The sequence below is a fragment of the Paenibacillus tyrphae genome, from assembly GCF_027925525.1.
Taxonomy (GTDB): Bacteria; Bacillota; Bacilli; order Paenibacillales; family NBRC-103111; genus Paenibacillus_G; species Paenibacillus_G tyrfis_B.
Map to the genome: position 1 here is coordinate 54,162 of NZ_BSDJ01000004.1, position 14,635 is coordinate 68,796.

A 14,635-nucleotide genomic window follows, 5' to 3' on the forward strand; every position below is an offset into this window, starting at 1 on the left:
TTGAGAAGCGAACTACTTCATCATATGAGGGCGTCTAACCCTTGGTGAAAGAAACCACCTATATCGGGCCAGTGCCCGCAGGCCCCGAGACTCCCGCCAGAACTGGAATAAAATTACCGGAGGAGGGAAAACCTAACAAGCGATATGTACCGCCGGGAGGAGGAAACTTATGTCGCAGCAAGATCCTTTTGAGTCTTTGCGTTCCGTTCTGGAGCGGCATGGTCAACTGCAGACGCGGAGCATCCCGAATGCGCAAGGGACATGGATGCTGCTGTATTACGGAGACTTGGCCGACGCCAAAATTTTGCAGACGCAAGTGATTCCTCCCATGCAGGAAAAAGCGCCTGGTGGAGTCTCCTTGGAAACGCTCATTCGCCATTTGCCGGTGGACCAGCAGGAGAAAGCAGAAGATATCGACCGGGTGGTAAAACGGCTGATCTCGGGCTGGACATTGCTCCTCTCCAACGCGGAACGCGGAGGCTATTTGCTCAACACGGCGCTGAAGATCGACCGCAGCGCTACGAGCCCCGAAGTCGAATCGCAGATCATGGGCCCGCAGGTGGCGCTGACCGAGTCGCTGCAAACGAACATCTCTTTGATCCGACAATATTTGCCCGACACGCGGCTTCGCTATGCGTCGTATCAGATCGGCGAGAGCACGCATACCGAAGTGATGCTGCTTTACATGGAAGGCGTTGCTCCGGCCGACGAAATTTCCTTAATGAAAGATAAGCTGGCGAACGTGAAATTCAAAGGCGTTACCGACAGCTCGATGCTTTTGCAAAAAATCGACGACAATCCCGAGTCGCTGTTTCCGCAAATGATTTCCAGCGAGCGGCCCGACCGGATCGTATTGAACTTGATCGAAGGTCGTCTGGTCATCCTCGTCGATGGCAGTCCGTTCGCGCTGTTAGGACCGTCGCGCTTTTTCGACTTTTTCAAATCGGCCGAAGACCGGTATTTACGCACAAATATGGCGTTGTTTTTGCGGCTGCTCCGCTTGGCTGCTATTTTCATCTCGGTTTTTTTCACGCCGCTGTATGTGGCCGCCTTGACGTACCATTACCAGCTGATTCCATCCAATATGCTGGTACCGCTGGCGCAATCGCGGTCCAAGGTGCCGTTTCCTCCGCTGATGGAGGCGCTGCTGCTGGAGTTCATCATCGAACTGCTGCGGGAGGCGGGGGCGCGGCTTCCGACCAAGGTCGGTCAGACAATGGGTATCGTGGGAGGTATCGTGATCGGACAGGCGGCGGTTCAAGCCGGATTTACCAGCAATATTCTGATCATCATCGTCGCGTTGGCTGCGCTTTCGTCTTTTATAACACCGGTCTATATTATGGGTGCGGCGATCCGCATCTTGCGCTTTCCGATGCTGCTGCTGGCCGGGGCGTGGGGGGCGGTCGGGATCATGACGGGGGTCAGCTTCCTTCTGATTCATCTGCTGCGTGTCAAGACCATCGGCCAATCCTACTTGTACCCGCTCTATCCGTTTCATATCGGCAAAATGCGGGCCAAGCTGCCAATCAGCTTCCGGAGCCTGAGTCAGGACATTTACGAAGAACCGGCAGGTGATTCCCGGTGAAGACCAGCAAACGGACGAAGCCGCTCAACGCTTACGTCCTATTCTTCATCATTTCGGGGACGCAGCTTGGCGATCCTGCGCAAAACTTTCAACGAAACGTTTTCATCGCGGCCGGCCACGACGCCTGGGTGTGCATGATTTTAAACGGGTTGCTGGTTAGCGCGGCCTTGTATGCGATGATCAAGACGATGGAATGTTATCCGGACAACGATTTGTATCAGATCCATCAGGAGCTGTTCGGCCGCTGGTTGGGCAAACTGTTCAATTTCGCGTTCGTGCTGTATTTTTTTGTGCTTTGTTTTACCGTGCTCCATTCGTATGCCGAAGTCGTCCATACCTGGCTTTTTCCGGACATGAACAGCTGGCTGTTCAATACGCTGATGAGCCTGCTGTTTCTGTACGGCGTGACTGGGGGAATACAGGTTGTCGCAGGGTTTGCGGTCGTGTCGTTTATTTTGTGGCTCTGGGTATTCCTGCTGTACTATTTTCCGTGGAAATATGCGCAGGTCGATCAATTGCTGCCGCTGTTCGAGGCGGGGCCCGGGCAAATTATAAACGGCATGCGGTCAGCCACTTATCCGATGCTTGGTTATGAGCTGGTGTACTTCTTGTACCCGTTCATCCGGGATAAGCAGAACGTGCAGAAGTATTCCCAGCTTGCCATCGGTTTTACGATATTCACTTACTGCACGCTGTTGATCAATGCCATTGTGTTTTATGCGGGTGAGCAGCTGAAGCATACGGTATGGGCAACTTACTCCTGGTACAAAATCGCGCAAATACCGTTCGTTGAACGGTTTGAGATCGTCGGGGCCGCCTATTGGATGATTCTGGTGCTGCCGAACAATCTGGTGCTGCTGTGGGCATCGACGCGCGGCATGCGCTCCGTCTTCAAGGTGAAGCAAAAGTATGCCCTCTATGTCTGCTGCTTGATTTTTATGCTGTCATCGGAGCTGTTTTTTACGCATGAGCAAGTGGAATGGATATCCAATCTGCTTGGAGAAGTCGGGATTTATCTCGTCTGGCTCTATCCCATCGCGCTGTTTGCGCTTGTCCGTTGGAAACACGGCCGCAGGAAGAAGAAAGGAGCGGAGGTATGAAGCTGAAACGAACAGCCATGACGGCGTCCATGCTTCTGCTGGCGGCTTCCGTCGCGGCGGGCTGCGTGCAGACCCGGGTGCTGGAAAGGCTTGGGCTGGTCATTGCCGCCGGATACGACGAAGCTCCGGGAGACAAAATTCTTGGTACATCGGTGCTCTACGAGATCGATCCGGGAGCGAAGGAGCGCTCCAATGTGATTACGTCGACTGCGTATACGAGCAAGGGGCTCCGGTACAACAACAACGCCGAATCGCGTAAAAAACTGACCTCGGGCCAGCTCCGGGTCGTCGTGTACCATGAGGACTTGGCGCGCAAAGGCTTAACCGAGCTCGTCGATACGATGCTGCGCGATCCGGAGGTCGGCTCGGCCGTCTATTTGGCCGTTTCCAAAGGCCGGGCTTACGATCTCATGACGAGACGGTATCCCGAGATCAGCAATGTCGGCGAATATTTGTTTCAGTCGATCCGGCAAAACGTAGAAAGCGAGGAAATGGTCTCTCCGATTCTGCATGAATACATCCGCGATCTGTACTCACCGGGGAGAGACCCGGTGCTCCCGTACATCGTGCAGCGGAATAACGAGATTATTTTATACGGAGCTGCACTGTTCCGGGCGGACCGGATGGTCGCGACGATGCCGCTGCGCAAAATTTTTTATCTCCGGCTGTTGCGGGACCGATTCCACTCCGGGATGACGGAGATTGGCCTATCGCCGGAAGCGCTCGGCTCGATCGCCTCCCCGTCCAAAGGGCAGAAGCAGATTTATCTTGTGCTCGACTCGGTGAAAAGCGAAAGCCGGATCCGGTTGACCAATGCGAAGCAGCTGGCATTCACGGTGCAAGTTCGCATGAGCGGGAGGCTGCAGGAGATCTCGTCACCGGTCAATCTGCGGAACCGGCAGATGATCGAACTATTGGAGCGCGAAACGAGCAAGGCGGTTGAAGCAAATGCGATGGCATTTATCGAAAAAACGCAGAAGCTGAACGTCGATCCCATCGGCTTCGGAGAGAAGTACCGGGCGCAGCACAGGGGCAGCGGCCTGACCGTGGACAAATGGAAGCAGCTGTATCCGAAAGCTAAGGTGCGCGTCGAGGTGAGCACGAAAATTTTACGGACCGGCCAGACGGATTAGCGGTTGCCGGCGGCGGCAACCGTCCCGGCGTTGTACCCGTCGATCCACCGCACCGCTTCGGAAATATACGGCACGGTGCGAAAAGCGCGGGCTTGCACATCCGGGTGGCTTGAAGCCATGGCGAAGCTGTGTGGCGTTACCGCAAACATGGACAAATCGTTGAAGGCGTCGCCGAAGCAGGCTGTTTCTTCCGGGCGGATATTTAGCTTTTCCAGGAGGGCAAGCAGGCCGCTCCCTTTGGAGCTTCCCTTGGGCATGACATCCAAACAATCGATATCCGAAATATACGCGTCGACCGCTTCCCCGTATTGCGCCAGCAGCGTTTGCTGAAATTCGCGGAGCCGGCCGACATCGCCCATGAACGAAATTTTGCCGCAGACGAGGTCACGTCCGAGCCGCTCCCGGAGGCCCTCCACCGCCTCGAAAGGAGCCATCAGCCGCGGGGCGAGCCGCTGCGCATGCTCGCTCCACCGTTCCGTCATATAGCGGTCGGGTCCGGCGAGCAGCGTGAGAAACGGCAGGCCTGTCGCCGCTTGCGAGAGCTCGACGATCAATTCGCGCTCGAACGCGTGGTGGCGGATCAGCTCTCCGCCGGCTGCGTGCACGTATGCGCCATTTTGCGAGATGCAGTGGGCGGTGATTCCGACCGTTTCCATCACCTTCACAATTTCCGGGCGCATGCGTCCGGAGGCGAAAGCGACCGCAGTCCCGCGTCCGATCGCGTCGTGCAGAGCTTGCCGATCCTCGGAACGGATCGTCTTGTGCCCGAGCAGCAGCGTGCCGTCCAAATCGCTGACGATCAGTTTAATCATCGTTCGTTCTCCCCCTCGGCGATGAGAATTTCGATATTATGCCGGCGCAGTGCTTCGCTCATCGGCTCCGCAGGCGGCCGGTCCGTAATGACCATGTCGATGCAGTCCAATCCCGCTACCCGGTAAAACTGGCGCAGACCGAACTTCGTATGATCCGCCAGCACAATCACCTGATCGGCGCGGCGAATCATCTCCTTCATGACATAGCCTTCCTCTTCGAAGGGGTTGGTCAACCCGTCCGGTGTCAGCCCGCTGGTGCCAAGGATCAGCTTGTCGGCCTGATAGTCGCGAAGCATTTCAAGCGTTCTCGCGCCGGAGATGAAACGGTGGTGCGGGTGGACAACCCCGCCAAGCAGGTGCACGGTGCTGCCTTGCTTGGGGGACAGGAGACCGGCTATGTCGATCGAGTTGGTCACGATGACGTGGCCGTCGGTTCGCAGCTGCTCCGCCGCATGAAGCACCGTCGTGGAAGCGTCCATGAACAAATAGTCGCCGCTGTGGATCAGCGAAGCGGCGAGCCGGCCGATGCTCCGTTTCACGTCAGATTCCGCTTGCAGCCGGTCGCGGTAGCCCGAGATGTCTTTATTCAGCGAAGGCCAGATCGCTCCCCCGCGCGTGCGCAATATTTTTCCCTGCTCCTCCAGCTTGACGATATCCCGGCGGGCCGTATCCCGGGAAACCTGGAACAGCTCGCAGATTTCCTCCACGGAAATGCGCTGATGCGCTTGCATGTGCTGTAAAATGGCGAATAATCGTTCCTCCTGATACATGACAGGCTCCTTCCGATGCAGGATGATAATGGCTTTAATCGAATTATAAGTGAAAATGCTTAAGTATATCAAGCATTTATAAGTAAATGTAAGCAAAACGCTTACTGGTAATTTTTTGAACGAACGGATGCATTCCGCAAGGGCGTTATGTTACAATGGCTGAAGCGTACATACGCCTATGAACTTTAGCAAGAAGGGAAAAGAAACGCACGTGACGGAAACGAAAAGAAAATCGAAACCGAAGCTGTTGGAGCTGGACATCGTCCGGGCCATCGCCATTCTCGCGGTCGTGCTCATTCACTCGACGTCCGACGCTACGGTCGAGCTGCCGCCGGGCAGCGGCTCCCAAGCGGTGTATCTGGCGCTCAACAAGCTTGCCAATTTTGCCGTGCCGGTGTTTATTCTGCTCAGCGGTCTGGTGTTGTTTTACCGCTACCAGGACGACTTCGGCGGCAAGCAGGCGCTGCAATTTTATTTGAGGCGGGTCAAGCAGGTGCTGTACCCGTATCTGGTCTGGTCTCTCTTTTATTACTTGTACAACCAGTGGATTTTTTACCGGGCGAACCTGCATTGGAACACGGGCGAATTTTTGGATTTGCTGCCGTGGGCGGATGCTTCGTATCACTTGTACTTTATGGTCATCATCGTCCAGTTTTATTTGCTGTTCCCGCTGCTGATGTGGCTGTGCCGGGCATTTCACTGGTTTCGCAGCGGCTTGATCTGGATCGGCCTGCTGATTCAGGCCGGGTTTTATGCGTACCACAACTGGGTGGAGCCGTTCGGCCACATGCCTTCGCTCTGCATCAACTATTTCAGCATGTTTACGCTGGGCGGATGGATCGGTCTCCATTACGAAGCGTTCTCGGCCTGGATTCGCAAACACTTCGTCTGGGTGCTGCCGCTGACGGCGGTGCTGGGCTTCGGCTTCATGGGCTTGTTCCAAATGGAATTGCGGTTTAACATCGTTCTGTCCCACCAGTGGTATCAGTTCTTGTTTTTCGCTTATGCAGCCTTTGCCGCCATGAGCTTTATCCGGTTGGGCCAACTGCTGCTGGAGCGGGCAAAAGCGGCGGCGCGCGTGCTCATGGCGCTCGGAGCCGCCTCGTTCGGCATTTATTTGGCGCATCCGGCGGTGCTGACCTATTACAAAACGCATGTCCTGCCGCAGAGCGGCGCCATGTGGGCTTATCATGCCTATGTATTTGGGGCGTTCGCGCTTAGCCTGACGATACCGTGGATCGCTACATTCCTGTACGGGCAAGCGATGCGGCCGTTCCGGCGCAAGAAACCGAAGCCAAGCCCCGCAGGGAGCGCAGCGTAGTTCAGGAACCGAAGGTGCTATTTTGGCCGGACCTCTCATACAATGTATCGTACAAGTTGTACGAGGGGAGGCTGGAATGTTGAAGGGGACCCGAAATATCGTGGGGTTGGCCCTGGCGCTGGGCATGATACTTTACGCCGTACCGAGGCTCGATTTCGGCGGGGGCTGGACGCTGGCTTCCGTGTTCGGCGCAGGATGGATCGCCTTTGCGCTGCTCGTCATTGCCGCACATTTGCACGAGCTGCTTGGCGTGGAGGAGGAGACGAAGCGGGAGCTGCTCAAGATCAAACGAATGAAAAAATGGCGGCTGGAGCAATCGCTGCAGGGCAGGCGCAGCCTGTTGCAGATCAAAAAATAGCGAAAAAGTCCGTTTTCACACCTTGCGCGGTGGGAAACGGACTTTTTTTTCTGCCCCGGCTACGTCGAGTCCCGAGCACAGTTTTTTTCGTGCCAAAAAAATGATAAGATATAGTACAGAGTAATACAGAAATAGAATGGATTGGTGAGACAGATGAGTGAAACCGAATCGACCAACGTGCAGGAAGCCGCAACGAAGCACGAACAAATTTTGAAATATATCGAGAGCTTGAAAATCGGCAGCAAAATCTCCGTCCGCAAAATCGCCGAGATGCTGGGGGTCAGCGAAGGGACGGCTTACCGCGCGATCAAGGAGGCGGATGCGATCGGACTTGTGGCGACGAAGGAGCGGGTAGGCACGGTCCGCGTCGAGAAAAAGCTTCGCGACCAGATGGATAAGCTGACGTTCGCGGAAGTCGTGAATATGGTCGACGGTGAAGTACTCGGCGGCATGGCGGGCTTGGACAAGACCTTGAACAAGTTCGTCATCGGCGCGATGGAGCAGGATGCGATGATGCGCTATATCGATCCGGGCAGCCTGCTGATCGTCGGAAACCGGAGCACGGCGCATCTGGGAGCGCTGGAGCAAGGGGCGGGAGTGCTGATTACGGGCGGCTTCGGGACGAGCGAGGAGGTCAAGGAGCTTGCCGACCGGCTGGAGCTTCCCATTATTTCCAGCAGCTACGATACGTTCACGGTCGCATCCTTGATCAACCGGGCGATTTACGACCGGCTGATCAAGAAGAAAATCTTGCTGATCGAGGACATCGTCCCCCAATCGATGCAGGTGTACGCGCTGAAGGCTCATCATACGCTGAAAGACTGGCAGCGGCTGCACGAGGAAACCGGGCACAGCCGTTTTCCGGTGGTGGACGAGTGGAACCGCGTCATCGGCATGATTACGTCGAAGGATTTGATCGGCGCCGAACCGGACCAGACGATCGACAAGCGGATGACCCGGGGACCGGTGACGGCAAGCGCAAACACGTCGGTGGCGGCGGCGGCCCATCTGATGGTATGGGAGGGCATCGAGCTGCTGCCGATCATCGACATGAGCCGCAAGCTGACCGGCGTCATCAGCCGTAAGGACGTGCTGAAGGCGATGCAGCATATTCAGCGCCAGCCGCAGCACGGGGAGACGTTCGAGGATTTGATCTGGTCGGGCTTCTGCGAGGAGAAGGACGGGGACGGGCATACCGTCTTCCGCGGGACGATTACCCCGCAGATGACGAACCGGCTCGGTACCGTCTCCGAAGGCGTGCTGACGGTGCTGATGACGCAGGCTGCTTATCACGCGGTGCAGGATGTCAAGAAGGGCGATCTGGTGCTGGACAACATGGCTTCGTATTTTATCAAGCCGGTGCAGATTGACAGCGCGGTAGAAATTCGTCCCCGCATCATCGAGGTGAGCCGCAAATTCGGCAAAATCGATGTCGAGATGCATCTGGACGGGGTCTTGGTGGCCAAGGCGATGCTGACGGCGCAAGTATTCGAGCCTTAGAGGGGGAGAGGGGCGGCTGCGAAGCCGCTTAAGCCCGCGAAAACACGGCTGAGTCGAAACGGCTTCACGGGTTTCACGGGCTTTGCGGGCGGCCGGTTTATTTCCGGCTGAACAGATTGTGATTGCGGATCCCCGCAAACAGATTGAACAAGCCGAGCAGCAGGCAGACGGTTCCGAAGATGCGGCGGGTTGCGGAATCTTCGAAGAAGAACAGTTGGGATACGGCGATGACAACAAGCATAAGTCCCATGCAGATGTTCATCCGGGCCGAGTACAGGCCGCGCTGTTTCGGTTCCGTTTCCCGGCGGTAACGCACGCTGAAATAGAGCGACAATACGAGGAAGATGACGATCAGCACGCTGAGCGTCCATTGAATGGTTTGCATCTTGAGCGGCACATCCTTATGTACGGGTTCTGCTTCCACTTTAGCGATTTCCGCCCGGGAAATCAACCGGCAGCGGGAGAATACGAGAGCGGGATGCGTTTCCACTCTTTGACCGTGACCCATACCTTCAGCTCCGTTTGCGTCAGCACGATCCATTTGACGGCCTGTACGATATAATCCTTATCCAGCACGCCGACGTATGGCTTCTCCGTCAAAATTTGCTCGTACACGTCGGGCATGGCGGCAAAATCCGATATTTTGCGGCCGACGACGATTTTTTTCAAATCGCCGTGAATGCGGCGCTTCAGCTCGCTTTCCGTCACCTTGTCGAGCGTCGTGTGCTCAGCGGGCTCGATATAAATGTTCAGGAGATTGATCGTCGTCTGCTGATTTTTCGTTTTGGTCAAATCGGCGATTTTGACCTCCAGATCCACCTTGGCGGAGAGCAGCTCCCGGTTCTGCTCGATCATCATATTCAAGCGTTGATTGTACACGCTCAGAAACAGGGCAGCGCCGATGACAATCCCGGCCATAAGAAGGCCCGCCGCACGCAAAAAACCGCCGGACGAACCGGAAGCGGGCGCCTTCACCCTTCGCTACCTCCTTTGCAGATCCACTGGATCAGAGTCGAGCCCATATGCGCGCCGACGAAGGCGCAGACGATGTACAAGATTTGTTTGATCGCCGGGGAGATGTGTCCCTCGATAAAATGCGTCTCGATCGCGCGGATCGGATCGATTGTCCCGCCTATGGCGGCGACGATCGCCCAAATTTTGATTTGCTCCGCGACGCTCGTCATCCGGTACACCGGCGGTTCAAGCGTCAATACGGCGCTGATGCCGGCCAGCATCGTCCCCCCGAGCACGACTCCGAACGCCACGAAAAAATCAAGAAAGCATCTGGATACAAATGGAGACATCGTTCCTCATCCTTTCCGGACCTGTTGAGCCGTTCCCAGCCGTTCGGGGCTTGGCCGACTTCGCCTTACTAAATATATGGCACACTTGTTCGCATTATGCTAAACTATGGATAAATATTTCAAACGCGGGGAGGCGGCCCGGATGGGCGATTTCGTACATTTGCATGTGCACAGCGAATACAGTCTGCTCGACGGTGCCGCGCGCATCGACGATTTGGTCGGCCGTGCGGCCGAGCTCGGCATGAAGGCGCTGGCGCTGACGGATCACGGGGTGATGTACGGCGCCATTCCTTTTTATAAAGCATGCAAGCAGCGAGGGATCAAGCCGATTATCGGGTGCGAGGTTTATTTCACTTCGGGCTCCATCCGGCAAAAAGGCAGCCGTCAGGAACAGCCGATCTACCACCTGATTCTGCTCGCCAAAAATAAAACCGGCTATCAAAATCTGATGAAGCTGTGCTCCATTGGACATTTGGAAGGTTATCACTATAAGCCGCGGATCGATCCGGAGCATCTGGAGCGCTATGCGGAAGGGCTGATCTGCACCAGCTCGTGCCTTGGCAGCGAGGTGTCGCAGCATCTGCTGCACGGGCGTTACGACGAGGCGAAGGAGGCGGCGCTGCGCTACCGCGCGATCTTCGGAGACGACTTCTTTCTGGAGCTGCAGGACCACGGCCTGACGGAGCAAAAGAAAGTGCTGCAGGACATGCTCCGGCTTGCCCGCGACACCGGAATTCCGCTGATCGCGACCAACGACGTGCATTACGTTCGTGAGCCGGACCATGCGGTGCAGGACATCCTCATTTGCATAGGTACGGGCAAAACGATTGAAGATGAAGGGCGGCTTAAGTTTCATACGTCGCAGCTTTATTTGAAAAGCCCGGACGAAATGGCAGGGCTGTTCGCCCATGCGCCGGAGGCGCTCGCCAATACACTGGAGGTAGCTGGGCGGTGCGACCTCGAGCTCGACTTCGGGCAGTCGATTTTGCCGGAATTCGCCCCGATTCCGGGCGGCATGACGGCCGGGATGTATCTTGCACAGCTTTGCCGGCAGGGCCTTGATCAGCGGTACGGCGCGGCTGAGGAATGGAACGACGCCGAATGGCGGAACAAGTTGGAAGAACGGCTGCATTACGAGCTGTCCGTCATCGAGCGGATGGGATATTCGGATTATTTTCTGATCGTATGGGACTTCATCCGCTTCGCGCACGAGCAGGGGATCGCGACCGGACCCGGACGGGGGTCCTCGGCGGGGAGCATCGTCGCTTACGTGCTCCGCATCACCGACGTGGACCCGATCCGCTACAATCTACTGTTCGAGAGGTTCCTGAACCCCGAGCGGGTATCGATGCCCGATATCGATATCGACTTCAGCGACCTTCGGCGCGACGAGGTGATCGACTATGTCGTGCGCAAGTACGGCCGGGACCGGGTGGCGCAGATTATCACCTTCGGAACGATGGCCGCCAAAGGGGCGGTACGCGACGTCGGCCGGGTGCTGAACCTGCCTTACGGCGAGGTGGACCGCGCCGCCAAGCTGATCCCGCATCAGCTTGGCATCACGCTGGAGGAGGCGCTGCGCACGAGTCCCGACCTGAAGGCGCTTGCCGCCAAGCAGCCGAAGACGGCGGAGCTGCTGGAGCTGGCGATGAAGGTCGAAGGGATGCCGCGCCACGCTTCCACCCACGCCGCGGGCGTCGTTATTTCGCGCGAGCCGCTGACGCAGTACGTGCCGCTGCAGGAAGGAACCGAGCAGACGGCGCTGACGCAGTATACGATGGAGCATCTGGAAGCGATCGGCCTGCTGAAGATGGACTTTCTCGGACTGAGGACGCTGTCCATCATCGAGCGTACGCTGGAATGGATTTGCGAGCAGACGGGAGCGCCCTTCGACTGGACGAAGGTGCCGGACGACGATCCGGCGACGTACGAGCTGCTCAGCCGGGGCGATACGACGGGCATTTTCCAGCTGGAGTCGGCCGGGATGCGCCGCGTGCTGAAGGAGCTGCGGCCGTCGAACTTCGAGGACATCATTTCGGTGCTCGCGCTCTACCGGCCGGGCCCGATGGAATTCATCCCGAAATATATCGCCTGCAAGCACGGGCAGCAGCCGGTGGAATACCCGCATGAGGCGCTGGAGCCGATTCTTCGGGACACGTGCGGGATCATCATCTATCAGGAGCAGATCATGCAGATCGCTTCGAAGATGGCCGGATTCAGCCTCGGCGAAGCGGACTTGCTGCGCCGGGCGGTCAGCAAGAAGAAGCGGGAAGTGCTGGACAAGGAGCGCGACCACTTCGTGAAAGGGAGCCTCAGCCAGGGCTACAGCGAAGCCGAGGCGAACCGGGTATACGACATGATCGTCCGCTTCGCAGACTACGGTTACCCGCGGGCGCATGCAACGGCTTACGGCGTGCTCGCGTTCCAGACGGCGTATTTGAAGGCGCATTACCCCGTGCCGTTCATGGCGTCGATGCTGACCGCAGTGACGGGCAGCCATCATAAAATCGCGGAATATGCCGACGATTGCCGCCGCATGGGCATCGCCGTGCTCCCGCCCGACGTGAACGAAAGCGGCTTTCTGTTTACGCCGGTTGCGGCGGAGAGCGGCGGCGCGATTCGCTTCGGCCTCGCGGCGATTAAGAACGTCGGGACGCACGCGATCGAATCGATCATCGCGGAACGCCGTACGGGCGCCTATGCCAGCTTGATCGACTTTTGCCGGCGCGTCGATCTGCGCGTATGCAACAAGCGCGTGATGGAGTCGCTGATTCAAGGCGGAGCGCTCGATTCGCTGCCGGGCCACCGGTCCCAGCAGCTCGCGATGCTGGAAGACGCCGTCGATGCGGCGGTCAAGTGGCGCAAGGACCGCGAAGATCTGCAGCTTGTGCTCGACGGTTTCACGGAGGAGGTCAGCTGGGAGGTCGAATACCCCGAGATCCCTCCGTTCACGCTGACGCAAAAGCTGGAGCTGGAGCGGGAGCTGCTCGGCCTGTACATTTCCGGCAGCCCGCTCGACGACTTCGATGCGGTGCTGCAGAAGCTGGAGACGGACCTGCTGTCCCGGCTTCAGGAGTACCCGGACGGCAGCGACGTCATGGTTGCCGGTCTGGTCATCTCGAACAAGACGATCGTCACGAAAAAAGGCCAGCCGATGGCGTTCATGGAGCTGGAGGACCGTGTAGGCAAAGCGGAGGTCGTGCTGTTCCCGGAAACGTGGAAAAAGTACGCCCCGCTGGTGCAAAAGGGCAAGCCGGTGCTGGTCGTCGCCAAGCTTCAGCTTGGGGACGAAGACTACAAGCTGTTGGCCGATCAGCTTATCGCGCTGGACGATCCGCACCTGGAGCAGAAGGCGGTCAAGCCGCCCCCGCTCCCCGCAGGCTCCTCGCGAAGCGGTCAGCGGCGCGCTTCCGGCTTCACATCCCGCGGCACAGCTTCGGCGGAGGCTGCACGCGAATCACGAAGCCGGTACGCGGCGGCGGCTTCCCTGGCGGCGGATCAAGCGTCCAGGCCCTCGCCGGGCGGGATGGAGCGCAAGGCCGCGGACCAGCCTGTACGGGCTGGTGAGGCCGCAGCCCGCGGTCCCCGCGCCGCAACGACGGGGCAGCGCGTTTACATGCGCATCTCGCCGCAGCGCGAGCAGCCGGCGGTGCTGGAATCGCTCAAGCGGCTGATCGCCGGACATGGCGGTCCGCTGCCGGTTGTGTTATACTACGAGCGGACCCAGAAATCGCTTGGCTTAAGCGATCAGTACAAAGTAAAGCCGTCTCCCGAGCTGTTCGCCCGCATTGAGGAGCTGCTCGGCAAAGAGAGCGTAAAAGTGAAATAAATCGCGCCTCCCCCGCATACATTTAGTAACCCGCACCCAGTTCGGCGAGACGTGAGACTCGCCGGTTTGCACGAGTTACGAATGGAACCGGAGGAGGCGTTGTTTTTATGTCCTGCCAACGTATTGTCGAATATTTGAAGAAGCGCGGCGTAACCGTCGAACGCATAGCGGATATTGTGCGCGAGCTGCAGCTTCCCTATAATCCCGCGCTTTCCGCGGAGGCGTGCATCGAGAGCGTGATGGCGGTTCTCCAAAAGCGCGAAGTCCAATACGTGCTGTATACCGGTATCGCTTTGGACGAGCTGGCCGAACGGAAGGGGCTGCCCGAACCGTTGCAGGGACTGATGGAGACGGATGCGCCCTTGTACGGCGTGGACGAGACCTTGGCGCTTGGCATCGTTCACGTATATGGCATGGTCGGGCTGACCAGCTTCGGTTATTTGGACAAGAAAAAACCGGGCATCATCCGCGAGCTGAACGACCACCCGAAGCGCATTCACGTCTTTTTGGATGACCTGGTGGCAGGGCTGGCCGCTGCGGCTTCGGCCCGGATCGCGCACAGGCATCAGGATGAGGCGGACGGCCTCCCGCCGCAAACCTGACGTCGAGATTTGCCGAAACGGCGCGCCTTTTAGGATAAAGACCTCCCCTTCCGGCATACCGAACTTCGGTTGCGGGAAAAAGTGCACTTATGATATCATTATTGCATTATGTTCGGGAGGTCTTTTTTCATGTGGACGGTTATCTATATCGCTCCGACCGCTAAAATCGCTGAAAGAATCAAGCAAAGACTTACGGAAGAAGGCTTCCTTGTTCAAGTCCGCGCTATCAACATGACCAAAAACCAGTTTGAAATCGTCGTTCCCGAAGGCGAATTGGAAGAGGTTCAGGAAGTGCTGAACTCCATTTTGCATAGATCCTAA

General features: G+C 57.4%; 14 protein-coding genes. 9 read left to right on the top strand and 5 right to left on the bottom strand.

Going from position 1 to position 14,635, the window contains the following annotated elements; all coding sequences use genetic code 11:
• The first annotated feature begins 169 nt into the window (after positions 1–169).
• The 3 genes from QMG93_RS05640 to QMG93_RS05650 are packed head-to-tail and all read left to right on the top strand — an operon-like array spanning position 170 to position 3,818.
• Complete coding sequence (locus QMG93_RS05640) at positions 170–1,585, top strand: spore germination protein (protein WP_281934325.1); 1,416 nt, start codon at positions 170–172, stop codon at positions 1,583–1,585.
• A complete protein-coding gene (locus tag QMG93_RS05645; protein WP_281934327.1) occupies positions 1,582–2,685 on the top strand; it encodes a GerAB/ArcD/ProY family transporter in 1,104 nt (367 codons plus the stop codon). Before QMG93_RS05640 ends, QMG93_RS05645 begins: the two co-directional genes overlap by 4 nt.
• Entirely contained in the window at positions 2,682–3,818 is a 1,137-nt protein-coding gene (locus tag QMG93_RS05650) for a Ger(x)C family spore germination protein (protein ID WP_281934328.1), read from the top strand. The genes QMG93_RS05645 and QMG93_RS05650 overlap by 4 nt, the downstream gene beginning before the upstream one ends.
• Here QMG93_RS05650 and QMG93_RS05655 read toward each other — a convergent pair.
• Positions 3,815–4,630: an HAD family hydrolase gene (locus tag QMG93_RS05655; protein WP_281934330.1), complete on the bottom strand. Its 816-nt coding sequence runs from the start codon at positions 4,628–4,630 to the stop codon at positions 3,815–3,817. The genes QMG93_RS05650 and QMG93_RS05655 overlap by 4 nt on opposite strands.
• Positions 4,627–5,400 carry a DeoR/GlpR family DNA-binding transcription regulator gene (locus tag QMG93_RS05660; RefSeq protein ID WP_108534658.1) on the bottom strand — a complete coding sequence of 258 codons (774 nt, stop codon included), beginning with the start codon at positions 5,398–5,400 and terminating at the stop codon, positions 4,627–4,629. Before QMG93_RS05660 ends, QMG93_RS05655 begins: the two co-directional genes overlap by 4 nt.
• A 178-nt stretch (positions 5,401–5,578) precedes the next feature.
• Between QMG93_RS05660 and QMG93_RS05665 the strand changes: the two genes are divergently transcribed.
• From QMG93_RS05665 to QMG93_RS05675, 3 genes are all read left to right on the top strand, one after another.
• Positions 5,579–6,721 carry an acyltransferase gene (locus QMG93_RS05665; protein ID WP_281934332.1) on the top strand — a complete coding sequence of 381 codons (1,143 nt, stop codon included), beginning with the start codon at positions 5,579–5,581 and terminating at the stop codon, positions 6,719–6,721.
• 76 nt (positions 6,722–6,797) lie between these two features.
• The gene (locus QMG93_RS05670) at positions 6,798–7,079 is read left to right on the top strand and encodes a hypothetical protein (RefSeq protein WP_281934334.1); all 282 of its coding nucleotides are present in this window, start codon (positions 6,798–6,800) and stop codon (positions 7,077–7,079) included.
• Between the two features lie 153 nt (positions 7,080–7,232).
• Positions 7,233–8,579 (top strand): DRTGG domain-containing protein, encoded by a 1,347-nt coding sequence (locus tag QMG93_RS05675; protein WP_281934336.1) that lies wholly within the window; start codon positions 7,233–7,235, stop codon positions 8,577–8,579.
• A 97-nt stretch (positions 8,580–8,676) separates the two neighbouring features.
• Here the strand turns inward: QMG93_RS05675 and QMG93_RS05680 are convergent, their stop codons facing one another.
• Genes QMG93_RS05680 through QMG93_RS05690 form a run of 3 tightly spaced genes read right to left on the bottom strand, consistent with a single transcriptional unit; the run spans position 8,677 to position 9,883 of the window.
• Complete coding sequence (locus QMG93_RS05680; RefSeq protein WP_309299653.1) at positions 8,677–9,087, bottom strand: YtpI family protein; 411 nt, start codon at positions 9,085–9,087, stop codon at positions 8,677–8,679.
• A complete protein-coding gene (locus QMG93_RS05685) occupies positions 9,027–9,554 on the bottom strand; it encodes a hypothetical protein (RefSeq protein ID WP_281934340.1) in 528 nt (175 codons plus the stop codon). The genes QMG93_RS05680 and QMG93_RS05685 overlap by 61 nt, the downstream gene beginning before the upstream one ends.
• The gene (locus tag QMG93_RS05690; RefSeq protein WP_054975786.1) at positions 9,551–9,883 is read right to left on the bottom strand and encodes a YtrH family sporulation protein; all 333 of its coding nucleotides are present in this window, start codon (positions 9,881–9,883) and stop codon (positions 9,551–9,553) included. Before QMG93_RS05690 ends, QMG93_RS05685 begins: the two co-directional genes overlap by 4 nt.
• A 142-nt stretch (positions 9,884–10,025) precedes the next feature.
• On the opposite strand from QMG93_RS05690, the gene QMG93_RS05695 reads away from it, so the two are divergent.
• The 3 genes from QMG93_RS05695 (at position 10,026) to QMG93_RS05705 (ending at position 14,635) form a co-directional block, all read left to right on the top strand.
• Positions 10,026–13,712: a DNA polymerase III subunit alpha gene (locus QMG93_RS05695; protein ID WP_281934344.1), complete on the top strand. Its 3,687-nt coding sequence runs from the start codon at positions 10,026–10,028 to the stop codon at positions 13,710–13,712.
• Between the two features lie 107 nt (positions 13,713–13,819).
• Positions 13,820–14,314 (top strand): phosphatidylglycerophosphatase A, encoded by a 495-nt coding sequence (locus QMG93_RS05700; protein ID WP_281934346.1) that lies wholly within the window; start codon positions 13,820–13,822, stop codon positions 14,312–14,314.
• 129 nt (positions 14,315–14,443) lie between these two features.
• Positions 14,444–14,635 (top strand): hypothetical protein, encoded by a 192-nt coding sequence (locus tag QMG93_RS05705; protein ID WP_010496159.1) that lies wholly within the window; start codon positions 14,444–14,446, stop codon positions 14,633–14,635.

Coding starts and splice junctions, on each gene's coding strand:
- QMG93_RS05640 (WP_281934325.1), top strand. CDS start 170: ATGTCGCAGCAAGATCCTTTTGAGTCTTTGCGTTCCGTTCTGGAGCGG.
- QMG93_RS05680 (WP_309299653.1), bottom strand. CDS start 9,087: ATGGGTCACGGTCAAAGAGTGGAAACGCATCCCGCTCTCGTATTCTCC.
- QMG93_RS05695 (WP_281934344.1), top strand. CDS start 10,026: ATGGGCGATTTCGTACATTTGCATGTGCACAGCGAATACAGTCTGCTC.
- QMG93_RS05705 (WP_010496159.1), top strand. CDS start 14,444: ATGTGGACGGTTATCTATATCGCTCCGACCGCTAAAATCGCTGAAAGA.
- QMG93_RS05665 (WP_281934332.1), top strand. CDS start 5,579: ATGAACTTTAGCAAGAAGGGAAAAGAAACGCACGTGACGGAAACGAAA.
- QMG93_RS05660 (WP_108534658.1), bottom strand. CDS start 5,400: ATGTATCAGGAGGAACGATTATTCGCCATTTTACAGCACATGCAAGCG.
- QMG93_RS05700 (WP_281934346.1), top strand. CDS start 13,820: ATGTCCTGCCAACGTATTGTCGAATATTTGAAGAAGCGCGGCGTAACC.
- QMG93_RS05655 (WP_281934330.1), bottom strand. CDS start 4,630: ATGATTAAACTGATCGTCAGCGATTTGGACGGCACGCTGCTGCTCGGG.
- QMG93_RS05650 (WP_281934328.1), top strand. CDS start 2,682: ATGAAGCTGAAACGAACAGCCATGACGGCGTCCATGCTTCTGCTGGCG.
- QMG93_RS05670 (WP_281934334.1), top strand. CDS start 6,798: ATGTTGAAGGGGACCCGAAATATCGTGGGGTTGGCCCTGGCGCTGGGC.
- QMG93_RS05690 (WP_054975786.1), bottom strand. CDS start 9,883: ATGTCTCCATTTGTATCCAGATGCTTTCTTGATTTTTTCGTGGCGTTC.
- QMG93_RS05675 (WP_281934336.1), top strand. CDS start 7,233: ATGAGTGAAACCGAATCGACCAACGTGCAGGAAGCCGCAACGAAGCAC.